This window comes from Vibrio sp. 070316B (assembly GCF_013114115.1).
GTDB lineage: Bacteria > Pseudomonadota > Gammaproteobacteria > Enterobacterales > Vibrionaceae > Vibrio > Vibrio chagasii_B.
The window spans coordinates 49,296-72,388 of the sequence record NZ_VTYC01000026.1; the positions used below are offsets into that span (position 1 = coordinate 49,296).

The 23,093-nt window shown below is 43.5% G+C and carries 24 protein-coding genes and 6 tRNA genes; 18 read left to right on the forward strand and 12 right to left on the reverse strand.

Features of this window, described 5'->3' with window-relative positions; genetic code table 11:
• The first annotated feature begins 9 nt into the window (after positions 1-9).
• Together F0251_RS18015 and F0251_RS18020 are read left to right on the forward strand one after the other, a co-directional pair.
• Complete coding sequence (locus tag F0251_RS18015) at positions 10-888, forward strand: TraB/GumN family protein (protein ID WP_061034134.1); 879 nt, start codon at positions 10-12, stop codon at positions 886-888.
• Positions 889-1,010: 122 nt separating this feature from the next.
• A complete protein-coding gene (locus F0251_RS18020) occupies positions 1,011-1,433 on the forward strand; it encodes a hypothetical protein (RefSeq protein ID WP_105059141.1) in 423 nt (140 codons plus the stop codon).
• 84 nt (positions 1,434-1,517) lie between these two features.
• Here F0251_RS18020 and F0251_RS18025 read toward each other — a convergent pair whose 3' ends face one another.
• The 3 genes from F0251_RS18025 to F0251_RS18035 are packed head-to-tail and all read right to left on the reverse strand — an operon-like array spanning position 1,518 to position 3,268.
• A complete protein-coding gene (locus F0251_RS18025) occupies positions 1,518-2,354 on the reverse strand; it encodes a CsgG/HfaB family protein (RefSeq protein ID WP_061034136.1) in 837 nt (278 codons plus the stop codon).
• A 16-nt stretch (positions 2,355-2,370) separates the two neighbouring features.
• Positions 2,371-2,781: a curli assembly protein CsgF gene (locus tag F0251_RS18030; RefSeq protein ID WP_004739781.1), complete on the reverse strand. Its 411-nt coding sequence runs from the start codon at positions 2,779-2,781 to the stop codon at positions 2,371-2,373.
• 10 nt (positions 2,782-2,791) lie between these two features.
• Positions 2,792-3,268, reverse strand: a complete 477-nt coding sequence (locus F0251_RS18035) for a curli production assembly/transport protein CsgE (RefSeq protein WP_162884285.1) — start codon at positions 3,266-3,268, stop codon at positions 2,792-2,794.
• Between the two features lie 320 nt (positions 3,269-3,588).
• Between F0251_RS18035 and F0251_RS18040 the strand changes: the two genes are divergently transcribed.
• The 3 genes from F0251_RS18040 (at position 3,589) to F0251_RS18050 (ending at position 6,297) form a co-directional block, all read left to right on the forward strand.
• Positions 3,589-4,200: a curlin subunit CsgB gene (locus tag F0251_RS18040; protein ID WP_061034138.1), complete on the forward strand. Its 612-nt coding sequence runs from the start codon at positions 3,589-3,591 to the stop codon at positions 4,198-4,200.
• Positions 4,201-4,283: 83 nt separating this feature from the next.
• Positions 4,284-5,135, forward strand: a complete 852-nt coding sequence (locus F0251_RS18045) for a curlin (protein ID WP_061034139.1) — start codon at positions 4,284-4,286, stop codon at positions 5,133-5,135.
• A 493-nt stretch (positions 5,136-5,628) separates the two neighbouring features.
• Entirely contained in the window at positions 5,629-6,297 is a 669-nt protein-coding gene (locus F0251_RS18050; protein WP_061034141.1) for a LuxR C-terminal-related transcriptional regulator, read from the forward strand.
• Positions 6,298-6,742: 445 nt separating this feature from the next.
• On the opposite strand, the gene F0251_RS18055 is transcribed toward F0251_RS18050, so the two are convergent.
• Positions 6,743-6,819, reverse strand: a tRNA-Pro gene (locus F0251_RS18055).
• 255 nt (positions 6,820-7,074) lie between these two features.
• Between F0251_RS18055 and F0251_RS18060 the strand changes: the two genes are divergently transcribed.
• The 3 genes from F0251_RS18060 to rluF all read left to right on the forward strand — a co-directional run bounded on the left by F0251_RS18060 (position 7,075) and on the right by rluF (position 9,277).
• A complete protein-coding gene (locus F0251_RS18060) occupies positions 7,075-7,215 on the forward strand; it encodes a DUF3149 domain-containing protein (protein ID WP_004739790.1) in 141 nt (46 codons plus the stop codon).
• A gap of 166 nt (positions 7,216-7,381) precedes the next feature.
• Complete coding sequence (gene smrA, locus F0251_RS18065; protein ID WP_008224527.1) at positions 7,382-7,963, forward strand: DNA endonuclease SmrA; 582 nt, start codon at positions 7,382-7,384, stop codon at positions 7,961-7,963.
• Between the two features lie 168 nt (positions 7,964-8,131).
• Complete coding sequence (rluF, locus tag F0251_RS18070) at positions 8,132-9,277, forward strand: 23S rRNA pseudouridine(2604) synthase RluF (protein WP_171731515.1); 1,146 nt, start codon at positions 8,132-8,134, stop codon at positions 9,275-9,277.
• A 78-nt stretch (positions 9,278-9,355) separates the two neighbouring features.
• Here the strand turns inward: rluF and ybaK are convergent, their stop codons facing one another.
• The 8 genes from ybaK to hemA form a co-directional block, all read right to left on the reverse strand.
• Positions 9,356-9,841, reverse strand: a complete 486-nt coding sequence (ybaK, locus tag F0251_RS18075) for a Cys-tRNA(Pro) deacylase (RefSeq protein ID WP_171731516.1) — start codon at positions 9,839-9,841, stop codon at positions 9,356-9,358.
• Positions 9,842-9,958: 117 nt separating this feature from the next.
• Positions 9,959-11,620 carry a bifunctional UDP-sugar hydrolase/5'-nucleotidase UshA gene (gene ushA / locus F0251_RS18080; protein ID WP_171731517.1) on the reverse strand — a complete coding sequence of 554 codons (1,662 nt, stop codon included), beginning with the start codon at positions 11,618-11,620 and terminating at the stop codon, positions 9,959-9,961.
• 446 nt (positions 11,621-12,066) lie between these two features.
• Complete coding sequence (gene kdsA, locus F0251_RS18085) at positions 12,067-12,918, reverse strand: 3-deoxy-8-phosphooctulonate synthase (RefSeq protein ID WP_061034145.1); 852 nt, start codon at positions 12,916-12,918, stop codon at positions 12,067-12,069.
• A 25-nt stretch (positions 12,919-12,943) separates the two neighbouring features.
• A complete protein-coding gene (locus tag F0251_RS18090; RefSeq protein ID WP_061034146.1) occupies positions 12,944-13,753 on the reverse strand; it encodes a SirB1 family protein in 810 nt (269 codons plus the stop codon).
• 27 nt (positions 13,754-13,780) lie between these two features.
• Positions 13,781-14,164 carry a SirB2 family protein gene (locus F0251_RS18095; RefSeq protein ID WP_004739804.1) on the reverse strand — a complete coding sequence of 128 codons (384 nt, stop codon included), beginning with the start codon at positions 14,162-14,164 and terminating at the stop codon, positions 13,781-13,783.
• 197 nt (positions 14,165-14,361) lie between these two features.
• Positions 14,362-15,234 (reverse strand): peptide chain release factor N(5)-glutamine methyltransferase, encoded by an 873-nt coding sequence (gene prmC, locus F0251_RS18100; RefSeq protein ID WP_061034147.1) that lies wholly within the window; start codon positions 15,232-15,234, stop codon positions 14,362-14,364.
• Between the two features lie 5 nt (positions 15,235-15,239).
• Entirely contained in the window at positions 15,240-16,328 is a 1,089-nt protein-coding gene (gene prfA, locus F0251_RS18105; protein WP_116870164.1) for a peptide chain release factor 1, read from the reverse strand.
• 28 nt (positions 16,329-16,356) lie between these two features.
• Positions 16,357-17,616, reverse strand: coding sequence for a glutamyl-tRNA reductase (hemA, locus tag F0251_RS18110; RefSeq protein WP_008224514.1), 1,260 nt, complete (start codon positions 17,614-17,616; stop codon positions 16,357-16,359).
• A gap of 160 nt (positions 17,617-17,776) precedes the next feature.
• Here hemA and lolB point away from each other — a divergent pair, with 160 nt between their 5' ends.
• The 10 genes from lolB to F0251_RS18160 all read left to right on the forward strand — a co-directional run bounded on the left by lolB (position 17,777) and on the right by F0251_RS18160 (position 23,085).
• Positions 17,777-18,424 carry a lipoprotein insertase outer membrane protein LolB gene (lolB, locus tag F0251_RS18115; protein ID WP_061034148.1) on the forward strand — a complete coding sequence of 216 codons (648 nt, stop codon included), beginning with the start codon at positions 17,777-17,779 and terminating at the stop codon, positions 18,422-18,424.
• Positions 18,421-19,296, forward strand: coding sequence for a 4-(cytidine 5'-diphospho)-2-C-methyl-D-erythritol kinase (gene ispE, locus F0251_RS18120; RefSeq protein ID WP_102424663.1), 876 nt, complete (start codon positions 18,421-18,423; stop codon positions 19,294-19,296). The genes lolB and ispE overlap by 4 nt, the downstream gene beginning before the upstream one ends.
• Before the next feature lie 27 nt (positions 19,297-19,323).
• The gene (locus tag F0251_RS18125; RefSeq protein ID WP_004739814.1) at positions 19,324-20,268 is read left to right on the forward strand and encodes a ribose-phosphate pyrophosphokinase; all 945 of its coding nucleotides are present in this window, start codon (positions 19,324-19,326) and stop codon (positions 20,266-20,268) included.
• A gap of 200 nt (positions 20,269-20,468) precedes the next feature.
• Positions 20,469-21,059, forward strand: a complete 591-nt coding sequence (pth, locus tag F0251_RS18130) for an aminoacyl-tRNA hydrolase (RefSeq protein WP_004739815.1) — start codon at positions 20,469-20,471, stop codon at positions 21,057-21,059.
• 10 nt (positions 21,060-21,069) lie between these two features.
• On the forward strand, positions 21,070-22,161 hold the full coding sequence (ychF, locus tag F0251_RS18135) for a redox-regulated ATPase YchF (protein ID WP_061034150.1): 1,092 nt from the start codon (positions 21,070-21,072) through the stop codon (positions 22,159-22,161).
• Positions 22,162-22,442: 281 nt separating this feature from the next.
• Positions 22,443-22,519: transfer RNA gene (locus F0251_RS18140), tRNA-Met, on the forward strand.
• Positions 22,520-22,585: 66 nt separating this feature from the next.
• Positions 22,586-22,670: transfer RNA gene (locus tag F0251_RS18145), tRNA-Leu, on the forward strand.
• 29 nt (positions 22,671-22,699) lie between these two features.
• Positions 22,700-22,774 (forward strand) — tRNA-Gln (locus F0251_RS18150).
• 77 nt (positions 22,775-22,851) lie between these two features.
• A tRNA-Met gene (locus F0251_RS18155) sits at positions 22,852-22,928 on the forward strand.
• Positions 22,929-23,000: 72 nt separating this feature from the next.
• Positions 23,001-23,085 (forward strand) — tRNA-Leu (locus tag F0251_RS18160).
• The last annotated feature ends 8 nt before the right edge of the window (positions 23,086-23,093 follow it).

The window sequence follows — 23,093 nt, forward strand, 5'->3', positions numbered from 1 at the left end:
GAGCTCTCTTTGCGCACATTCTTATACTTAACGTTACTCGCTCTTACCTTTACGACTAAGCACGCTTTAGCAGAACCTCTGTATTGGCAAGCCAAAAAAGATGACCTGACCTTAACAATTTTAGGTTCTGTACACGTTGGGGATGAAAGCATGTATCCACTTCCCACGCAGATTACCGACACATTAAAAGAGAGCGATGGCCTAATCATCGAAACGGATATCAGGAAATCCGAAGGTGTCGTATACCCGACTACAACAGTTACCACGGCTGATGTGCTCAGCGCAGAACAAAAGCAGTTACTAACAAGCATTTCAAAATCTTTGGGGATGCCGACTCAGCAACTATTGAGCTCTCCACCTTGGGCGACATCTCTATCGATACAAATGCAGCAATTAAAGAATCTCGGCTATGGCTCGGCGGGCGGTGTAGACGCAACATTAGCCTATAAGGCAACCATACAAGACGTTCCGGTGATCAGCTTAGAGCCTCTACAATTTCAAATTGACCTAATCGCAGGACAAAAAGATTCGGGTAAAGAGTGGTTGTTGACTAGCCTTGAAGAATTTGACCAAACGGACCGTGTCGTGCATTGCCTCATTGAAAGCTGGAAAGCGGGCGATGAGTCCAAACTTGAGGATTTTGCGGAATTGTCTGAAATGCCAACCGAGCTTGAGAAAGCATTCCTAACGGATCGCAACGTAGACTGGGCAAATAAACTATCATCCAATGACTGGAAACTCGATACGAAAGGACACTACTTGTTAGTCGTCGGCACCTTACACCTAATTGGCGAAGGTAATCTTTTGCAGTTGTTAGAAGATAAAGGGTTCAGTGTGACGCAACAATCAAAGAGCCAAAAAGCACAGTGTCAGTTTGAAGATCACTAGTTAATTTTGATGCCATGACTTTTTCATTATAAAAGCGTTTCCTTAATAACAGACATTTTACATTTAGCAACGCTATAGTGGTGCTATCATCTTTCGCTCTTTTTATAAATGGTGTTGTTCTAATGAAACCAGTACTTTTCGCTTTTCCTCTAGCCTTTGCCGTCCTTATGCCTACAGTAGTGTCTGCCAAAGAAACTTGTACGGTAGAACAATTTCAAGCTATCGACATTCAGCCAGATACAAAGGGTGGTGTGATAGATAAAGAAAGTGGGCAATTTCTCATAACAGAGAAGCCGCCAATGCGATGTGCGACGATAACATTCATAACATCGACAACGAGAAACCGCATCGCCAGCCAAATGAATGGAAACTTTGAAGCAAGCTTCTACGATAATCAAACTGGGAACTCTAGTTCGGCTACGTTTAATGAAGATGAAGTGAAGGCGGGTTACATTCGAATTGGTCCAAATAATCCAGCAGAAGCTTATGTTTGTTTTGTTACTTCAGAGACACCGATCAAAGACATTACTTGTGACGTCAAATAAATCAGCTGAGTAACAGATAAAAAAACAGGGCTACGGGTAAGATCCATTTTCCGCATAGCCCTATTTTGCTGCTTACTCGGTTATTTAAAGAATGTCAGTGCTCGCTTCCGAATAACGTGCAATGATTGGGTTTTGCATTGCATTAGGGTCACCAGGCGACCACATACCACGTTTCATTCCTTTAACGATTAAATGAATCACTGCCGCATCTATCGCAGACATTACGGCAATATTCACTGGTTCATTTTGGCTGTAGCCCATCTCAACTTCTAACAACTCTTTATAGTCAACAAAGCGAAATGCACCGAAGCCGATCTCATGAGAGGAAATGGTTTTAGTAGTAGTGACACTCAAAAGAACTTGCCCAGTTCGAACATCGACGGCTCTCAAATTCACCGTGACTTGATCCGTTCTGTACTGCCCAGAACCACCAATACCTAAATACTTAGCGCCTGCCCCTCCGGTAACAATATTTGAGTCATAAGCCACAATCCCGCCTTCGATAACAATGTTAGCGGAACTCAAGGATGACAAATCCGCACCATGATTATTCACGACTTTGTCTTTTTTCTGAGCTGCACGAATGATCTTACGTTCAGTCAACAAGTTCTGTAGCCCTTCACGTTCTAGAGGGACGAACCATTGTGAATCAATCAATGCTGTCGTGAGTAGTGACGTACCGCCCTGTGGTACAGCCGTCGAGAAGTTACTGTTTGGCTGAGGTTTGTATTGCCCCGTTTGGTCTCTAAAGTCATAGACTGAGACCAATATCTTACCGCGAGGCTGAGGTAATGAAATGAGATCGGTGTAAGTCGATCCTCTCGGCATCAGTTTAGGCGTTTCAGAAGTCTCTGGAATTTGCATAGAGTAAGTGCATCCCCCTAACACGAAGGTTAGAAAGACGATAATAATCGTTTTCATAACACAATCCTTGTGATTAGAGGTCTGGATTTAATCCCGATACGCTGATTTCAGTTGACTCACCCGTCGCTTTGTCGACGATTTGAACCAATAACGTCCCTGAGTCATCAACGATGTTGAGAAAGAAGTCTTCCGTTTCTAGTTGCCCAGTATTGCCATTACCCACGTCAGCAAGCAATTGGCTAATCAGGCGAGACTCTAAGCTGGAGGCTAAACGATCTAATGCTGATTCTTGTTCATCAAAAATATCCCTAGCACTTGGATCTTCGTAATCATTGATAGCGTTAGCGTGATTAAATAGGTGAGAACTGTTTAAAGCGTTTCCACCGAAACTTGGGTTTACGGGCGTATAAACTAATTCGCTCGCGTAAATCGAAGGGGAAGCTAACAACGCAATAAGCGCTGCCTTTCTGAAAAGTATCGACATCCTTGGCTCCTTAAAATTCATCATGGTCTAGGTCGTAAGTATCCTGAAAGAGCCTTTCCGCTTGCCATCTAATGATGTAATTCCCTACAACTCGTGTTGCATCAGCGGCTCGTTCTTTTGCTTGTCTACGACCGGGGGACAACGCTGTACGGAAGATCGGTTTTCTAGAGTGTTGAACCTCTATGATGCTTCCTGATAAAGCTGTTGGCCTCTCTTTTACCGTCAAATTTTCCTTTAGGTCGGGATAACTCTCATTAAGTGATTGCGAGAAGAAGAAATAGAAATCATCACCTAAGCGTGTGATTGTTCTATCCACTATGATTCCGTTCACTTCACTAAAGTCGTTAAACTGTTCCTTCAGGTTATTTGTCGAATCCTCAAGTTTTGTTCCATTTTCCAAAGGAGCGCCATTTTCAAGACCATGGCTCTTTTCGCCTGCGTTAACAACACAAGACAATAGAGCAATTGTAAGCAGCTTGATTTTCATAAGGGCCCCCATTCAAAGTCCATTTACAAAATGAGAATGTGATTCATCGAAACACAATTAAAGACTAATTCATGCCCCCAGTAGCATATATAAACTTTTGGATTAATTTACAAGATGATTTAATTAACTAATGGAGGGATAAAAAAGCCAATTACTAATTAAACTCGTCATATGCAATTAAATATTTTTACCTTTAAGTTTATAGATGATATTCACCTGTGAACCTACTATTTCGACATGCTAGTGAGTTACACGGCGTTCAACAAGGAATATATTATTTAGTTGAACACACGAGCATCAGACACTTTAAGGTAAAAATAATGATAAGTAGGACAGCATCACTTGCCAGCTTAACTTTTTTATATTTATCAATAGGTAGTACAAATATTGCTGCAGCCTCTGGTGTTGAAGGGGACTTTTTACATAATGTCGACCAGGACATTATTAATGACTACAGTGATTTATATAATATCTCTTCTGGAGATTTAGATAACTACTCAGAAATAGATATAACAAACAGTTCGGATTCAAGTTCTGCCATTATTCAATACAGCCCCGGAATAAAAGCAAATAATAGAGCGAAGATAAAACAAAGTGGTCACTCTAATTCTGCGAGTATTAACCAAGTGGGACGGAATAATGTCGCATATATAAATCAAGACGGATCTGATAATACCGCCGCAATTGGGCAGATTGGTGGGAATAGCGAAGCGTTAATTTCCCAAGATGGAAACCACAATTTAGCGGTCATAGGACAAGCGAACTTCTCTGGACAAGGTAGCCAATTAAGCATTGACCAAAAAGGTAATCACAATGTGGCGTTTATGGCTGGCTCAGGAGGAGATAATTTAGGGATTTCTCAAGACGGGCACGACTTTGCGATCGTCAATGCATCGAGCTCAATGAGAATCTTCATCAATCAAGCAAATTAGCGCGCAGTATGGATAGCTTGATTCAAAGTCGCTTCATTTGAGGTGACACATAGTCGACATGGAAATGTATAAGGATACAACTTATGAAACTTACAAAAATTGGAATTTTAGTCGGTGCCATTATTGGTTTTAATGCAGCTCACGCAGATCCACTGCCAACTTCCGCACCAGTCCCAGGAGTGGGCGTGAAAGAGGGTGTTACTGATCTGAGAATCTCAAATAAAGCATCAGCTATTGAGCCTCTAGCGATGGATAACACCGCAATTTGGCAAATGGGTGATGGTGACCATGCTAACGTGTTGATTGAGCAAAACACTTCAGGTATCACTGACGGTCATATCGCACTTGTCGATACTCACAACAGTAAGCGCTCAGACGTAGTCGTTCTTCAAGACGGTAACCTCAATGAGGCACACGTAAAACTACGTTATAAAAGAAACAACGCGCTTATCGATCAAGATGGCTTGAGCAACCAAGCTAGAGTGAAAGTGAAAGGGTCAGGTAAAAATAACGATCTACGAGTTACTCAAGATGGTGACTACAATATTTCCGTAGTGAAAGCGAAAGGTAGCTCAGTACGAAACGAAGCTGACGTATACATCAACGGTGACTCAAATACTACTTACACAGAGTTTAGTAACGGTGGCGTTGAGAGAAACGATGTGGCTATCGATATCTGGGGTGATGGAAACTACGTAGAAACTATCGTTAATACCGATGTGGGTGGTGGTGATAGAAACGATGTAGACATCGACCTAATGAACAGTAACGATAACCGTCTATTTACGTTACAAACTGGTTCATATTCAAACGCAACCATTGACTTGACGAACAGTGACATGAACCAAATCATGGTTGAACAAACGTCTCACGACAATGCCGCAGTATTAGGTAACGGTGCAAACGGAAACGTTGGTCTTATCTACCAAAATTAATATGACATATTTTATATATGACAAAGCGGCGTTTATCGCCGCTTTATTTTACCTAACACATTTAAATACCTACGCTAACACGTTGGACACGATTGAATGTTCAATAAAAAAACAAGATATCATATTGAAAATTGAGAACGACTCTCCGTTCTCATTAACGTTAAAAACACATACCAACTCAGTGTATAATCAGAAAGTTAATAGCGGTAAGACAACTTTAATATTAGGCTTAGATCAATTCCCTGTAAAATTAGAGAATCATATCAACAGCGAAACATGGGAAATTTCCAAATCCTGTGAAATCACAAAAGAGTGAAAACAAACTGAGAAAAAACATACACTTCCAGTTAAGAATAAAATATACCTTCACGTGTTCTATTAATTAGGCTCAAAATTATTCAAATATTTGATATTCAAATTAGCGGAATACTAGTACGTGCTATAAACTTTAAAGTCTAATAAGTACGCGGTGATCAGTAAAAGGAGTTTACACATGGCTAGCCCGGGAGTTCATCGAGCCATTTTAATAGCAGAGAATAATTTGCAATCAACGCTGCTCAAAGAATCTATAGAACAAAAGATAAATTTAAACATAAAACTAGTGTCACCAGAAAGGCTATCGACTAAGTCATTACAAGCTCCAAACTTAGATTTGGTGATTATTGATTACCCTACAATGAGTAAACAGTACACCGAAAAATATCAAGAGCTTAGAGATGACATCGAGAGTGATGTTCATGAAGTATTACTCAATACGCCCAATGACTTCCCTCACTCTGAAATGCTCAAATGGCAGTATCTCGTTGGTATTTTTTATGCATCTGACACGCTTGATAAGCTAGTGACAGGATTTAACTGTATCTTGCAGGGTGAAATGTGGATGAGCAGAAAACTCATTTACCAATACATTAGCTTCTACAGAGATAGGCAGTGCGCGAAAACCAGCCCTTATTACCTTAAGCTCACTAAACGCGAACAGCAGATCATCAAACTACTTGGTGATGGCGCGTCAAACACGCAAATTGCGGATACGCTTTATGTCAGTGAGAATACCGTTAAGGCACACCTTCACAATACATTTAAAAAAATCAAGGTGAAGAATCGCTTACAAGCTTTGATTTGGGTGAAGAATAACGTCGCTACTAATGAGTTCGTTCAATAGCCCTATCTCTAATGCTCTCAACCATAAACAGCCAAAGCAGTTCGAATGCAAAAAAGCCGTAGCTCCTTCTGTTACAAAGAGTGCTACAGCTTTTTCTAATGTGGTCAGTGAAGAGCTTGTTTTGAGCATCAGGCGAACCCCGCTTAGGCTCTCATCCTCTTTCCTACACTCCGAAACGACGAAAGCCTGCTCATTGAGCAGGCTTTCTTAATGTTGTAGGTGAAGAGCTTGTTTTGAACATCAGGCGAACCCCGCTTGGGTTCTAAACCAAATCAAACCATAAAACCCAAATGCAAAAAAGCCGTAGCATCTCTGCTACGGCTTTCTTTAATATGGTCGGTGAAGAGCTTATTTTGAGTATCAGACGAACCCCACTTAGGTTCTAATCCTATTTTCTACGCTCCTAAACGACGAAAGCCTGCTCATTGAGCAGGCTTTCTATAAGTGGTCGGTGAAGAGGGATTCGAACCCCCGACCCTCTGGTCCCAAACCAGATGCGCTACCAAGCTGCGCTATTCACCGAGATATCTGACTGGCTCATTGCCTGTCGATGGAGCGTATAATACGGATTCTGAGTTTATCCGCAAGGGCTTTTTATCATATTTATTGCGATTTTGAATCGTTCGAACAAAAGACATACAGCAACAAGCTCAATGTGACGAAAAACACACAGTTACCAACAAGTATTTAACTTATGCAACAGGATTGATCCAGATCAGTGAATTGATAATGCTACTTAATACACTAAGCCATGTCATATAACTTTGAGGTATACACATGGACTTTTGGCTAGATCTCCTATTTGGTAATGCGGTGGGACTATCTTCAATGATAGTAATCTTCGGGGCTCTGGGTCTCATGATGTTTTATGGAGGCTTCTTCATCTACAAAGTTATGACTGACAAATCTCCTCACTAGAGTCGCTCAGCCTAAATCATTTACCTCAAGCCTCGTTGCTATAGGTAAACTTGAAAACGCTTTGCACCGGAGCTGACTTCTCTTGTCTCCTCCGGTTTTTTCATTTTTAAACCCTACCCCAACTTAGGTATACTTACTCCATCCTTACCAACTTGAGATGCAAACTATGTCTCATGATGACGATTTAGATCTATTCCAACAAATGATGGGCGATGTTAAACGTATCGACCATGACACCGCAGAACACCAGAAAGTACATCGCGTTACAGAGTCTCACCTTGCTAAGCGTGAAGCCGCTATGTGGCTCTCTGATGATGAGAAAGATTACCTATCACTCGATTACTCTCCGATGGTTAAGCCAGACGACGTTATTGCTTACAAGAAAGATGGTGTTCAGGAAGGCGTATACAAAAAACTGCGCCTTGGTAAATACCCCATTCAGGCCAAACTCGATCTCCATAGAAAGACGCTGAAAGATGCTCGCAACGAAGTGCTGTCATTTTTGCGCCAATGCTTAAGAATGGATGTTCGCACTGTCATTATCGTTCACGGAAAAGGAGAACGTTCAAATCCACCAGCGATGATGAAAAGCTACGTTACCAACTGGCTTACTCAGATCAACGATGTGCAATGTGTACACTCAGCACAGCAATTTCACGGTGGTACCGGTGCTGTTTATGTCATGCTTAGAAAGAGCAATGAGAAGAAACTAGAAAACAGAGAGCGTCATCAAAAGCGCACTAGCTGATCATTGAAATTCTGGATAGGGGTTTCACCCCAAGATCGATATTTAGTGCCTAGACTCAAAGCAAGTGCTAAAATTGTCGTCAGTTAACGAATTCAAACGTAAAGCAACTGCTCTGTAGTTGCTTTTTTGTTTTCCTATATTTCCGTTGTGAAACGCTAAGAGAATATCATGTCACAAGAATCCCAAGCTAAACGCCTTAACAAATACATCAGTGAAACTGGTTTTTGCTCACGCCGCGAAGCCGACAAACTGATTGATGCAGGTCGAGTTACTATTAACGGCAAGATCCCAGAAATGGGCACCAAAGTAATGCCAGGTGATGATGTTGAGATCGACAACAAACCAGTTCGCTCAAAAGAGAAGCCAATCTACATCGCTTTGAATAAGCCGACAGGCATTACCTGCACCACTGAACGTGATATTCCTGGGAACATCGTCGATTTCATCGGTCACCATAAGCGCATCTTCCCGATTGGCCGTTTGGATAAACCATCTGATGGTTTGATCTTCCTAACAAACGACGGTGACATCGTAAATAAGATTCTTCGTGCTGGTAACAACCACGAAAAAGAGTATGTGGTTCGTGTCGATAAGCCAATCACTGGTGAGTTCTTACAGAAAATGGCAGCGGGTGTGCCTATCCTAGATACGGTGACTTTGCCATGTAAGGTTGAGAAAGAGACTAAGTTCTCATTCCGAATCACATTAACGCAAGGTCTGAACCGCCAGATTCGTCGTATGTGTGAAGCACTTGGCTATGAAGTTTTCAAACTACGTCGCGTTCGAATCATGAACATCTCTTTGGACGGTATCCCTAATGGCAAGTGGCGTTACTTAAGCGAAGAAGAGATCGCAGAAATTCTAGCGATGTGTGAAGGTTCTGTAAGTACAGAAGACGCATCTAAAATTAATGCGAAGGGTCAACGCATCCGCAAGGCGACAGATGCTAAGCTGTTTGATAGCCGTGAAGAGAACCAAGCTTCCACGGCTCGTCGAAATCAAAAAGAGAATCGCACTCGTACTTACCGTGGTAATAACGCGGATGAATTCCGTCATGCGCCTAATTCAAAGCGTGGTCGTAATTCATCAAGTGGCGAAAATAAAGGCCAAAACAAAGGCAATACAGAGAATTGGAAATCGAATTCTCGCTCAGAGCGCCCTAACTCAGACAACAAGAGTTCAGATCGCAATCGCGCAGGCCGTGGTAATGCCGACCACCGAGGTGGTAAGCCAACTAATCGCCACCAAGAGTCGAACCGACCAAATAAGCCAGCAGCAAAACGCGTTGGTGGCACTCTAGGTCTGAAAAAGTAGAGTGATTCCTTATACAAAAACGCCCACTTAGTCGTGGGCGTTTTTATTTGTTGCTTCATACATCATGACTGACGACGGCTAATCAACAGCTTGCAAGCACAAATCCGCAAACTGAGCTCGAGTCAGTTGCGCTAAATCTTTAGGGGCGAGTTCAATTTCCAACCCTCGCTTTCCCGCACTGACACAGATCGTTTCAAACTCCGTTGCACTGGAATGAACAAAAGTTGGCAATGCTTTCTTCTGACCAAGTGGACTGATCCCCCCTACGACATAACCTGTGGTTTTCTGAGCAATGTCTGGGTTAGCCATCTCTGCTTTTTTACCTTTTGCCGCTTTAGCTGCAAGTTTCAAATTCAATTTCTGGTCGACAGGAATCACCGCAACAGCCAAGTCTTTAGCCACACCATTTAGGCAGAATAGCAGCGTTTTGAATACACGTTTAGGATCCTGACCAAGCGCCTCAACGGCTTCTAATCCATAGTTGGTATTGTTAGCATCGTGGTGATACTGATGCACCGTATGAGCGATTTTCTTTTTCTTGGCAAGATTGATTGCAGGGGTCATAACAAATCCAAACGATAGATAAACAAAAGCGACGCCGGAGCGTCGCTTTAGTTAAATTTATCATGGCGCTAGAGTCAATCGAATTTAGCGCTTAATGATTCAATTTTTCGAATTCAATTACTTGTAAACAATTTGACCTGAAGGTGCGTACTTGTTCACGTCAACTGGGCTATTCGCTTCTAGGTACTCTTTCAATACTTCAGCGTCAACAAAACCTGTATTTACGTAACCAGGGTGATCAGACAGTTTAGGGTAGCCGTCACCACCAGCAGCGTTAAAGCTTGGTACTGTGAAGCGGTATGTTTCGTCTAAACGAAGTTGCTTGCCGCCGATGAATACGTTAGATACTTCACCGTTCGCTACCGTCATTGAGATACCAGCGAATTGTGCGTAAGCACCTGAATCGATAGGTTTAGTTGCCACTACATTTAGGTAATCTAGAACTTCTTTACCCGTCATGTCTGTGTAAGTCAGGATGTTTGCAAAAGGTTGTACTGTTAGTACATCTTTGTATGTTACTTCACCCGCTTCAATTGAATCACGAACACCACCAGAGTTCATCACAGCGAAGTCAGCTTTCGCACGCTCCATGTGAGATGTTGCGATCAGACGACCAAGGTTTGTTTGTTGGAAACGAACAACGTTACGGTCACCTTCAAGCTTACCATTTGTTTCAGCAATCTTAACTTCAAGCTGTGCTTGGCCTTGCTCTTGGAACGGACGGAGGAACTCGAGTAGTTCTGGATCTTGTGCAATCTCGTCTTGGATAAGAACACGTTGTTTCTTACCGTCGATCTTAACCTTCTTCTTCAGGTTAACTGGGATTAGGTCGTAGCTTACCATCTCTAGTTCGCCGTTACGGAATTCGTAATCAGCGCGGCCTACGTATTTACCCCACTCGTGAGCTTGAACGATGTAAGTACCGTTTTGTACGTCTGGCTTACACTCGTCACCTGGCTTGAAGTTTTTCTTCGCCACGTTCGGGCCTTCCATACATACAGGCTCTTGAGAGTGACCACCAACGATCATGTCTAGGTCGCCTTCGTTTAGGTAGCGAGCTAGAGCAACGTCACCCGGTGCGTTAACACCACGCTGACCATTTTCGTAGTGGCCCATGTGAGTCACAGCAAAAATCAGATCTGGTTTTTCTGTTTCTTTAAGTTCAGCGATCAGTTTCTTCGCTTCTTCTTTAGGGTCACGGAAATCGATACCTGCGATGAACTCAGGGTTACCGATCTTTTGGGTATCTTCGGTTGTTAGACCAATAACTGCGATTTTAATACCTTGCTTTTCAAACATCTCGTACGCTTGGAACTTACGTTCGCCAGTCGCTTTATCGTAGATGTTTGCAGATAGCATTGGGAAGTTAGCCCAATCGATTTGTTTTTGTAGAACCTCTAGTGAGTTATCAAACTCATGGTTACCTAATGCCATTGCATCATAACCAATCTTGTTCATACCTTTGAAATCAGGTTCTGCATCCTGAAGATCTGACTCTGGTACACCCGTATTGATGTCACCACCAGATAGAAGCAACACGCTACCGCCTTCTGCTTCAACTTCTGCACGAAGTTGATCAACCAGCGTTTTACGCGCAGACATGCCGTACTCGCCGTATTTGTTCTGCCAGAAACGACCATGGTTGTCGTTAGTGTGAAGAATCGTTAGCTTGTAAGTTTCGTCTTGGTTCCAATCATGAGCAGATTGAGACGCACAACCAGCTAAAGTCGCTAGAATTGCAGCACTTAGTGCTGTCTTTAGAATAAGGCGTTGCTTCATTGTCATACCTTTGAACTTTTTAGGGGAATCCACTGCTTCTCCCACTCCCATAGAGCCAATGCTTACTTAATAAACATGGTTAGAGAATGGTAAAACTTGAAGTAGTTTAAATTAAGACGGTAAACCTAACAGAGTGATTTCATATTTATGTAGGATAGATCACCTTAATCCCCTATCGAGTGTGTAACAAAGCGACAAAGTTACATTTGAGCAAATAAGTGATCACAGGCAAACGTTTTCATCATTTTTTAGATTATTTGTGATTTACTCAATCCCGCTTCCCCATAGAGTGACATTCGTTAAATTTATTCGATTTATCAGAGCCTTAATAGGTATGTTATAACATCACAAGCCAAACTTAAGGAGCTCAAGCTAGTAGCCATTCACTTAGCAATAGGTACAAAAAAGCCGGCACTTGCGCCGGCTCTTAATTCTATACAGTTCGATTATTTAATATCGATGTGGTCAAAGCCTTTGATAAGGTCATCAAGTGCTTTCATCTGCTTCAAGAACGGCTCTAGCTTATCCAGAGGCAGTGCCGATGGACCATCACAACGTGCTTGGTCTGGGTTCGGGTGAGCTTCAATGAATAGACCAGCAATACCGGTCGCTAAGCCAGCTTTAGCAAGTTCAACCGTTTGCTCACGACGACCACCAGATGCTGCACCTGAAGGGTCACGCATTTGCAGAGAGTGCGTCACGTCAAAGATGATCGGGCTACCGTTTGAAGACTTCTTCATTACGCCAAAACCAAGCATATCTACAACTAGGTTGTCATAGCCCATGCAAGAGCCACGCTCACAAAGGATAATCTTGTCGTTGCCACATTCAGCGAATTTATCCACGATGTTACCAACTTGGTTTGGGCTCATGAACTGAGGCTTCTTCACGTTGATAACTGCACCAGTCTTAGCCATCGCTTCAACAAGGTCAGTTTGACGAGCTAGGAATGCTGGAAGTTGAATAACATCAACTACATCAGCAACTGGCTGAGCTTGTGCTTCGGTGTGAACATCAGTGATGATCTTTACGCCAAATGTGTCTTTCAATTCTTGGAAGATTTTTAGACCTTCTTCCATACCAGGGCCACGGTATGAGTGAACTGAGCTGCGGTTTGCCTTATCGAAAGAGGCCTTAAATACATAAGGAATACCCAGCTTTTCAGTTACTTTCACGTAGTGCTCACAGATCTGCATTGCTAGATCGCGAGATTCAAGAACGTTCATGCCTGCAAATAGCGTAAATGGCTTGTCGTTAGCAATTGGCATGTCGCCAATATGAACTGTTTTCTGTTCCATCATATTCTCTCTAAATAATTATTAATTAGTGAACAACCACGGTCTTTTCATTCATGACGTTCACTTGAGATTTCAGTAACTCAGATGCAGGGTCATCTGGGCATTGGTCGATAAAATATTGGTAATCCGTCGCCGCCACTTGGTGACAATCCAACTGCTGATAGATAAAGCCACGGTCGCGGATTTCATACGGGTCGTCCGGTACAAACGTTAATGCAAGGTCTGTACATTTCAATGCAAGCGTATAGCGCTCTTCTCTCAGTAGTGCACTCTTTAGTAGCGCTAGCCACTTACCAATGATTGTTGGATGATCAGCCACTTCTAAATGCTCTGATTTAAGCTTAGCCAATGGTCCATCATGACCGATCAACCACGCTCGCAGTGTCTGTTCACCAACGTATTCACCATTGTAGGGGTTGATATACACTGCTGCTTGGCCGTACCAAGTCACTTTAAGCAGAAACTGAGTCGGGAAAGAGACACCCTCTACAGGAAAGCCTAGCTTGCGACCTAGAAAAAGAAAGATAGCGCCAAGACTGACTGGAATACCTTTCTTACGCTCTAGCACTTTATCGATGAAAGCATTCTCTGAAGAGAAGTAGGCATCTTTATCGCCAGCAAAGCCCCATTCATAGAAGAATAGTCGAATAAAGGACTCAAACTTCTGTTGCTCGTCGGTTTCATGAACCAAAGCAAACTCAGCTTCTTTAAACAATCTCGCCAATTCTTGCTCAGCCCAACTATCTTGAGTCTCTGGGTTAATCGCTTTATTTAAGATCAATGCACCTTCAGCTAATTCTAGCTGGTCAAAGTCTTCGTCAAAAAATTCGTACATAGGTAGTTAACCGAAATAAGGAGATCATTAACCGAAAAATGTTGGTGTCTTCGTCATCGCAATTTTGCCAGCCATCGCTAACCAGCCAAGCGCACCGAAGAACGAGAATACTCTCAATAACTTGTTTTTACCCAACTTAAGCGCAAAGAAACCGAGTGCGATATAAGCCATCACACAAGTTAGCTTTTCTGTTAGCCATGGCGCAGCTGGAGTAAATGGAATAAAGCCAGTGATAAAAATCAAACCAATACCCGATAGCAACAGCAACGAGTCGTTGATATGAGGGAAACGCTGCAAGAAAGGGTGCTTAAGCTTTGGTGAGTTCGCCATCATAAGAACGAAACGAATTGAAAGAAGTGACACGCTTATCGCAATCGTTAGTAGGTGAAAATGTTTTAAACCTTCGTACATGGTATTCCTTTATATTTTTATATGTGCTTTCGTTAACACGAGCGACACAGTACCCGTTAGTGCTCTGTATTTCTGCGTTAAATGCATTAGCGAGTCAAATGTAATTTCGCGTTAAAGGTATCAATTTCGTAAGTTCGCCCTCTAGGGTTACATGAGTGGCTAGCAACTACTGAGCCCCCTAAGCAAACGACGACGAACTATGAGCAATAACGACCTAATGTCACTCGGTCATTGCCACCGTAATCTTTCTCTGTGACCACATCGAGATAACCTAGCGCTTGCATTATCTCACGAACAGCCAAACCTTGGTCGTAACCGTGTTCAAACGCCAACCAGCCCTCATTTTCCAAAAAGCCACGTGCGTTTTCAGAAATGTAGCGAATGTCAGCAAGCCCTTTCTCTTCAGCGACAAGCGCAGTAATCGGCTCAAAACGCACATCGCCTTGCGAGAGATGAGGGTCATCTTTCTCTATATAAGGTGGGTTAGAGACAATCAGAGAGAACTTAACCTCACCGCCATCAGAAGCCATATCGCTAAGCGGATCAAACCAACTACCATGCAAAAAAGTAGCATTGGTGATATTTAAGCGTTTCGCATTCTCTGTCGCGAGCGCTTGAGCTTCAGGACGAAGATCAATGCCCGTCACTGGTCGATTTGGCATCTCAGACGCCAACGCCAATGCAATAGCACCAGTACCTGTGCCTAAATCGAGAATCGCGCCTTGTTTGCCATAAGTTTTATCCAACGCGACTTCGACCAAACGCTCGGTATCCGGACGAGGAATTAAAGTAGATGGCGAAACTTTTAACGGCAGCGACCAAAACTCACGCTCACCGACAATGTAAGCCACAGGCTCACCAGTTAAACGACGTTTTAAAAGGGCTTGAAATTCAGATTCTTGCTCTGAGGTGAGGTACTTCTCAGGCCAAGTTAACAGGTAAGATCTTGGTTTATCTAAGGCGTGACAAAGCAGTACCGCAGCATCAATTGAGGGTGACGTGTTGTCACCCTCTTGAAGCGCTACGATTGCTGCTTTTAATGCACTTTCAACCGTATAGGCAGATTGCATAAGGTTTAGTTGTTCTCAGCTAGCGCAGCTAGTTGGTCTGCTTGGTGCTCTTGTAGAACCGGATCAATCAGGCTTTGCATGTCACCTTCTAACACTTCGTTCAGACGGTAAAGTGTTAGGTTGATACGGTGATCAGAAACACGACCTTGCGGGTAGTTGTAAGTACGGATACGGTCACTACGGTCACCCGAGCCTAGCAGGTTACGACGCGTGTCTGATACTTCAGCCGCACGGCGCTCTTCTTCAGCTTGTACAATACGCGCAGCAAGAACAGCCATCGCCTTCGCTTTGTTTTTGTGTTGAGAACGCTCGTCCTGACACTCTACTACTGTACCTGTTGGCAAGTGAGTAATACGGATAGCTGAATCCGTGGTGTTAACGTGCTGACCACCCGCGCCAGAAGCACGGAAGGTATCGATTTTCAGGTCTGCAGACTTAATTTCTGGAAGATCCGCTTCTGGGATTTCAGGCATAACAGCAACAGTACATGCAGAAGTATGAACACGGCCTTGAGACTCAGTCTCTGGTACACGTTGAACACGGTGACCGCCTGATTCAAACTTCATTACGCCGTAAACACCTTCACCGCTTACTTTAGCGATCATCTCTTTGTAGCCGCCTTGCTCAGAGTCATTGCTGCTCATTACTTCAACGCGCCAGCCTTTCTTCTCTGCAAACTTAGAGTACATACGGAACAGGTTACCCGCGAAGATACCCGCTTCATCGCCACCCGCACCAGCACGGATCTCTAGGAAACAGTTACGCTCATCGTTTGGATCTTTAGGTAGAAGAAGAATCTGAAGCTCATCAGTTAGACGCTCAATCGCTTCTTTCGCTTCTTTAATTTCTTCCTGCGCCATTTCGCGCATCTCTTCGTCGTCTTCCTGCGCCATATCTTCGGCAGCTTCTAGATCGTCTTGAGCTTGCTGGTAAGCTTGGAAGCACTTAGTCACTTCTTCTAACTGAGAGTACTCTTTAGATAGTGCACGGAATTTGTTTTGATCACCGATCACATCTGGATCGCCAAGCAGGTGTTGAACTTCTTCGTAGCGTTCAACAAGTGTTTCAAGCTTTACTAGAATCGAGGCTTTCATAATGTCTTATCTTGTTGGAGGTCTAATATTATTGAGGGTCTTCTAGGCCCAAACTCTGTCTAATGACCGTTAATTTCGCAGGTTCTCCTTGCTCAGCAGCACTTTGTAGTGCGCGGGTTGGAGCATGGATCAATTTGTTTGTGAGCTTATTGCTAAGCTCCAGTAAAACTTTCTCAGGGTCACCGCCAGCGGCAAGTGATTGTAAACTTTTACTCAATAATTCTTCGCGGATTTCATTCGCTGACTTTCGGTACTCACGAATACTGTCGACCGCTTGTAGTGAGCGCATCCAACTCATGAACGCGGCACTTTCTTCACTGACGATCGCTTCAGCTTGGATTGCTTCCACTTTACGTTGCTCGATGTTGCCATCAACAATCGACTGCAAATCATCAACCGAATACAAGTAAGCATCGTTCAGTTCGCCAACCTGTGATTCCACATCACGAGGCACTGCAATATCAACCAATAACATAGGTTGATGCTTTCTTGTTTTCAGAGCGGTCTCAACCATACCCTTACCAATAATTGGCAGCGGGCTTGCGGTTGAACTGATCACGATATCTGCTCTGTGCAGGTGATCTGGAATTTCATTTAAGCTGATCACTTCAGCACCAAACTCTTCGGCTAACCCTAAAGCACGCTCACGAGTTCGGTTAGCCACAATCATTTTAGTACAGCCATTTGCTGAAAGGTGCTTAGCCACAAGTTCAATCGTTTCACCAGCACCAACCAACAACACGGTTGAATCAGCAATCGACTCAAAAATATGCTTGGCTAAAGTACAAGCTGCGTAAGCCACAGACACCGCACTTCCGCCGATTTCTGTTTCCGTTCGAACGCGCTTCGCCACAGAAAATGATTTCTGGAACAGCTTTTCCATTGAAGCATCGACAGACTTACTACCACGAGAGTCTGTATAAGCTTGCTTAACCTGACCTAAGATTTGCGGCTCACCCAAAACCAAAGAGTCCAAACCACAAGCAACGCGCATTAAATGTTTAATAGCAGCCTGCTCTTCATGGATATAAAGACTTGGCTTTAGCTCTTCAGGGCTCACTTGGTGGAAAACCGACAACCAATCGATAAGCTTGTTTTTCGCTCCGCTTTTAACGTCACAATACACTTCAGTTCGGTTACAGGTAGAAAGTATGACACTTCCATTTACGTGTGCATTTGCGTTAAGTTGCTTGAGTGCCTCAGACAGTTTATCTGGACCAAAAGCGACTTTTTCTCGCAATTCAACCGACGCTGTATTGTGATTGATACCTACGGCAAGCAAAGACATGTATCAGAAGTTCTCGATCAGGGAATGGAAACAAGGGGCGAATTTTACTTGATGCATGGCTCTATTTAAAGAGCAAGCGGGATTTGTTTTCCTGACTTCGTGAATTCAATGCTATAGTTGAAGCGTTTTTTAGATGAATTTGAACAAGTTGTGAGCAAATATGGGCAAGCTTCGTAAAATCGCGTCTCTTATTTTTATTACCATAATCATGGTGGGTTGCTCGTCTATCCCGGAACAACCGACGAGTGTTGAATGGCAAACACACCAAAGCCGCCTATTACAGATAGAAAACTATCAAGCTTCAGGTAAGCTTGCCTACATCTCTCCCGAGCAGCGCCAAAGCCTCAATTTCGTTTGGAAGCACTCTCCAAATCAAAGTCAATTAAGACTCACCACTTTCCTTGGTCAAACCGCATTAAACCTGACCATTGATCCATCTGGCGCCAAAGTCGTCACTTATGATGACCAAGTATTTACCCACGCGAGCGCCTCTATTTTGGTTGAGCAGCTTACAGGCTTGAAGATCCCTGTTGATCATCTGCCACAATGGTTCCTTGGCATTCCAGACCAAGCGGATAGCTATCAGCTAAATACAACGAACACCCTTGAGTCACTAACCAAGCAAGTCAGCAACCAACTATGGACTCTGAGTTTTGCTAACTATCGCAATACAGAGATGCCGAGTACGCTGCAATCTGGTGAAGACAAAGTAAATGTGGAGACGATTCCGCTCCCTACTCGACTCTCTTTCAAGCAAGACCAAAACAAAATCAACATCGTAGTTTCAAAGTGGACACTGAAAAAATGATTACAACACCAACACACTGGCCTTCTCCAGCAAAGCTGAATCTATTTCTTTATATCACTGGCCGACGTGATAATGGTTACCACGAGCTTCAAACACTCTTTCAGTTCGTTGACTTTGGTGATGAACTGACGGTTACCGCAAACTCAGAAACGAGCTCGATAACCATCACGCCAGAAATACCTGGTGTAGCGCTTGAAGACAACCTAATTTGGAAAGCCGCTACTGCACTTCAACAGTACACCTCGACCTCTTTCGGTGCCGATATTGAGTTAAAGAAAGTGCTACCAATGGGTGGTGGTATTGGCGGAGGCTCTTCAAATGCTGCAACTGTGTTAGTGGCGCTTAATTACTTGTGGCAACTGAATCTTTCTGATGATCAACTTGCAGAGATCGGTCTGAACCTTGGCGCTGATGTACCAGTGTTTGTGCGAGGCCATGCCGCGTTTGCTGAAGGCGTTGGTGAGCAGTTGCTACCTGCTAATCCGGATGAAAAATGGTATCTCGTGGTTAAGCCTCAAGTGAGCATAGCAACTGTAGACATATTCACACATCCAGAATTAACCAGAAATACGCCAAAGCGAGCGCTATCAACGCTTCTAGAGCAAGAATACGTAAACGATTGCGAAAAAATTGTTCGAATGCTGTACCCAGAGGTTGATAAGCAACTTTCATGGCTGCTACAATACGCGCCGTCGAGATTGACTGGCACAGGTTCGTGCGTTTTTGCTGAATTTAGCAGCAAAAAAGAAGCCGAATTGGTGCTAGAAAAACTGCCTGACACCGTTTCCGCATTTGTAGCGAAAGGACGAAACACTTCTCCTTTAAAAGAAACGTTGGCTGAATACCACTCAGCCCACCCACAATCTATTTAAAACTGGACGCAACCCGAGGTTTCCACCGTGCCTGATATGAAGCTATTTGCTGGTAACGCAACACCTGAACTAGCCCAACGTATTGCTGATCGTCTATACATCTCTCTTGGCGATGCTACTGTAGACCGTTTTTCTGATGGCGAAGTCGCTGTTCAAATCAATGAAAACGTTCGTGGTAGCGATGTATTCCTGATTCAATCAACTTGTGCACCAACCAATGACAACCTAATGGAATTGGTGGTAATGATTGACGCAATGCGCCGTGCTTCTGCTGGCCGTATTACTGCTGTAATCCCTTACTTCGGTTATGCCCGTCAAGATCGTCGTGTACGTTCTGCACGTGTGCCAATTACTGCAAAAGTTGTTGCAGATTTCCTTTCTAACGTTGGCGTAGACCGCGTTCTTACTATCGACCTACACGCAGAGCAAATCCAAGGCTTCTTCGATGTACCAGTTGATAACATCTTCGGTACTCCAGTTCTTCTAGAAGACATGGCTAACCGTGGTCTAGAAAACCCAGTTGTGGTTTCTCCAGACCTTGGTGGTGTTGTACGTGCTCGTGCAACGGCTAAAGCGCTAGGTGACGTTGATATCGCTATCGTTGATAAGCGTCGTCCACGTGCTAACGTTTCTGAAGTAATGAACCTAATCGGTGATGTTGAAGGCCGCGACTGTGTTATCGTTGATGACATGATCGATACAGGTGGCACACTATGTAAAGCAGCTGAAGCGCTTAAAGAGCGCGGTGCTAAGCGTGTATTCGCTTACGCAACTCACGCTGTTTTCTCTGGTACTGCTGCAAACAACATCAAGAACTCTGTTCTAGACCAAGTTATCGTAACGGATTCTATCTCTCTATCTCCAGAGATGGCTGCGACAGGTAAAGTAACAACACTTAGCCTTTCTCGCATGCTTGCTGAAGCGATTCGTCGTATCAGCAACGAAGAATCAATCTCAGCGATGTTCAACTAATCAAGGCTATTTAGCTTTGTTTTAGAAACTCGTTAGAGAAAGACATTAAGCACTTCATTTGATGAAGTGCTTTTTTTATATCTGGTGACTGTTGTTTATCACAGCTCGGAATAATCATGGTGCCATCAGCTAGCTCGCACCTTTTTCATAAACTGTGATATCATACGGCGCTTTTTGAAATCCCAAGAGAGATCCATACCTTGAGCCAACAAATAAAACTTCTCGTTGGACTGGCTAATCCAGGTCCAGAATACGCCAAAACTCGCCACAATGCGGGTGCTTGGGTAGTTGAAGAATTAGCACGTGTACACAACGTAACACTGAAGAACGAACCAAAGTTCTTTGGCCTAACGGGTCGTATCATGGTTCATGGTGAAGATCTTCGTTTGCTGATCCCAACGACTTTTATGAACTTGTCAGGCAAAGCAGTTGCAGCTTTGGCAAAGTTCTACCAAATTAAACCAGAAGAGATCATGGTTGCTCATGATGAGTTAGACCTTCCTCCTGGTATTGGAAAGTTCAAAAAAGGTGGTGGTCATGGTGGACACAACGGTCTAAAAGACATCATCAGCAAACAGGGTAACAATAAAGAATTCTATCGTCTGAGATTAGGCATCGGCCATCCCGGACACAAAGATAAAGTTGCAGGTTATGTATTAGGCAAAGCTCCGCAAAAAGAGCAAGAGTGTATCGAGGCCGTCGTTGACGAATCGGTTCGCAGCCTAGACATCTTATTAAAAGATGGCCTACCAAAAGCACAAAATCGCTTACATACGTTCAAAGCAGAATAAGGTTTATATCATGGGTTTTAAATGTGGCATCGTTGGTCTACCAAACGTTGGTAAGTCAACTCTGTTTAACGCACTGACTAAAGCAGGCATCGAAGCAGCAAACTTTCCATTTTGTACGATCGAACCAAACACAGGTATCGTTCCGGTTCCAGATCTACGCTTAGATGCATTAGCAAAAATTGTTAATCCACAAAAGATCCTTCCAACAACGATGGAATTCGTTGATATCGCTGGCCTAGTTGCTGGTGCATCTAAAGGTGAAGGTCTTGGTAACAAATTCCTAGCGAACATCCGTGAAACTGACGCGATCGGTCACGTTGTACGCTGCTTTGAAAACGAAAACATCGTTCACGTTTCTGGCAAAGTATCTCCAATCGAAGATATCGAAGTGATCAACCTTGAACTTGCACTGGCTGACTTAGACAGCTGTGAGCGTGCAATTCAACGCAACGCTAAGAAAGCAAAAGGCGGCGACAAAGACGCTAAATTCGAAATCACTGTACTAGAAAAACTACTACCAGTTCTTACTGAAGGTGGTATGGCGCGTACTGTTGAACTAGCGAAAGAAGAAGCGGCAGCAATCGGCTACCTAAACTTCCTAACACTTAAGCCAACAATGTACATCGCAAACGTTGCTGAAGATGGTTTTGAAAACAACCCTTACCTAGATGCTGTTCGTGAATACGCTGAAAAAGAGAACAACGTTGTTGTTGCAGTATGTGCTGCTATCGAATCTGAGCTTTCTGAGCTTGACGACGAAGATCGTGAAGAGTTCCTAGCGGACATGGGTATCGAAGAACCAGGTCTAAACCGAGTGATCCGCTCTGGTTACGAACTACTTACTCTTCAAACTTACTTCACAGCGGGTGTTAAAGAAGTTCGCGCTTGGACAATTCCTGTAGGCGCAACAGCTCCACAAGCGGCTGGTAAGATCCACACAGACTTCGAAAAAGGCTTCATCCGAGCTGAAGTTGTTGGTTTTGATCACTTCATCGAATTTAACGGTGAGAGCGGCGCAAAAGACGCAGGTAAATGGCGTCTAGAAGGCAAAGAATACATCGTAAAAGATGGTGACGTTGTTCACTTCCGCTTCAACGTATAATTGCTGATTAAATATCGGATAAAAGGCCAGTGAATTTCACTGGCCTTTTTGTTTTTACTCTTTAGCAAGAGTTCGACATCAGAAAGTTAACTTCCTATATATATCGCCCTTTTGACCTATTTTTTGCCGACAAATACGCCTCTTTGACTAAAAAGAAACCGAACAGATGTTTATTCGTGATTTATTCAAAAAAAAAGTTGACGGGTTTCACTCAACTACGCATAATGCGCCCCGTTCACAGCGAAGCGGCAACGTTTCAAAATGAGCAACAATTTGGAAATGGCTACTTAGCTCAGTTGGTTAGAGCACATCACTCATAATGATGGGGTCGCAGGTTCAAATCCCGCAGTAGCCACCATTTCCTAAGCACTCTATTCGTTATTAAACACTTGTTTTTAACTATAAAGAGTTTTTAGGAAATAAAGCGGACGTGGCGGAATTGGTAGACGCACCAGATTTAGGTTCTGGCGCCGCAAGGTGTGAGAGTTCAAGTCTCTCCGTCCGCACCATATTGAGATGTCTTAAATGATATCATTGTTGGGCTATCGCCAAGCGGTAAGGCACCGGCTTTTGATGCCGGCATTCCCTGGTTCGAATCCAGGTAGCCCAGCCACAATTTAAAGTGTAATTATCTTTAAAAAGATAATGGCATTGAAAGCAAGATTATATTATATTGTCTCGCTCTCAGATGGCTACTTAGCTCAGTTGGTTAGAGCACATCACTCATAATGATGGGGTCGCAGGTTCAAATCCCGCAGTAGCCACCACTATTTCTTTTGAAATAGAAAGACAACGTCTTATTGAATCACCAATATTCAGTATGACTATAAAGATTTGCTGCGGTCGTGGCGGAATTGGTAGACGCACCAGATTTAGGTTCTGGCGCCGAGAGGTGTGAGAGTTCAAGTCTCTCCGACCGCACCATTATTTAG

Excerpts from the sequence above, each read along its gene's own strand:
- F0251_RS18020 (WP_105059141.1), top strand. The coding sequence starts at position 1,011 with ATGAAACCAGTACTTTTCGCTTTTCCTCTAGCCTTTGCCGTCCTTATG.
- F0251_RS18025 (WP_061034136.1), bottom strand. The coding sequence starts at position 2,354 with ATGAAAACGATTATTATCGTCTTTCTAACCTTCGTGTTAGGGGGATGC.
- F0251_RS18030 (WP_004739781.1), bottom strand. The coding sequence starts at position 2,781 with ATGTCGATACTTTTCAGAAAGGCAGCGCTTATTGCGTTGTTAGCTTCC.
- F0251_RS18035 (WP_162884285.1), bottom strand. The coding sequence starts at position 3,268 with ATGAAAATCAAGCTGCTTACAATTGCTCTATTGTCTTGTGTTGTTAAC.
- F0251_RS18040 (WP_061034138.1), top strand. The coding sequence starts at position 3,589 with ATGATAAGTAGGACAGCATCACTTGCCAGCTTAACTTTTTTATATTTA.
- F0251_RS18045 (WP_061034139.1), top strand. The coding sequence starts at position 4,284 with ATGAAACTTACAAAAATTGGAATTTTAGTCGGTGCCATTATTGGTTTT.
- F0251_RS18050 (WP_061034141.1), top strand. The coding sequence starts at position 5,629 with ATGGCTAGCCCGGGAGTTCATCGAGCCATTTTAATAGCAGAGAATAAT.
- F0251_RS18060 (WP_004739790.1), top strand. The coding sequence starts at position 7,075 with ATGGACTTTTGGCTAGATCTCCTATTTGGTAATGCGGTGGGACTATCT.
- smrA (WP_008224527.1), top strand. The coding sequence starts at position 7,382 with ATGTCTCATGATGACGATTTAGATCTATTCCAACAAATGATGGGCGAT.
- rluF (WP_171731515.1), top strand. The coding sequence starts at position 8,132 with ATGTCACAAGAATCCCAAGCTAAACGCCTTAACAAATACATCAGTGAA.
- ybaK (WP_171731516.1), bottom strand. The coding sequence starts at position 9,841 with ATGACCCCTGCAATCAATCTTGCCAAGAAAAAGAAAATCGCTCATACG.
- ushA (WP_171731517.1), bottom strand. The coding sequence starts at position 11,620 with ATGAAGCAACGCCTTATTCTAAAGACAGCACTAAGTGCTGCAATTCTA.
- kdsA (WP_061034145.1), bottom strand. The coding sequence starts at position 12,918 with ATGGAACAGAAAACAGTTCATATTGGCGACATGCCAATTGCTAACGAC.
- F0251_RS18090 (WP_061034146.1), bottom strand. The coding sequence starts at position 13,753 with ATGTACGAATTTTTTGACGAAGACTTTGACCAGCTAGAATTAGCTGAA.
- F0251_RS18095 (WP_004739804.1), bottom strand. The coding sequence starts at position 14,164 with ATGTACGAAGGTTTAAAACATTTTCACCTACTAACGATTGCGATAAGC.
- prmC (WP_061034147.1), bottom strand. The coding sequence starts at position 15,234 with ATGCAATCTGCCTATACGGTTGAAAGTGCATTAAAAGCAGCAATCGTA.
- prfA (WP_116870164.1), bottom strand. The coding sequence starts at position 16,328 with ATGAAAGCCTCGATTCTAGTAAAGCTTGAAACACTTGTTGAACGCTAC.
- hemA (WP_008224514.1), bottom strand. The coding sequence starts at position 17,616 with ATGTCTTTGCTTGCCGTAGGTATCAATCACAATACAGCGTCGGTTGAA.
- lolB (WP_061034148.1), top strand. The coding sequence starts at position 17,777 with ATGGGCAAGCTTCGTAAAATCGCGTCTCTTATTTTTATTACCATAATC.
- ispE (WP_102424663.1), top strand. The coding sequence starts at position 18,421 with ATGATTACAACACCAACACACTGGCCTTCTCCAGCAAAGCTGAATCTA.
- ychF (WP_061034150.1), top strand. The coding sequence starts at position 21,070 with ATGGGTTTTAAATGTGGCATCGTTGGTCTACCAAACGTTGGTAAGTCA.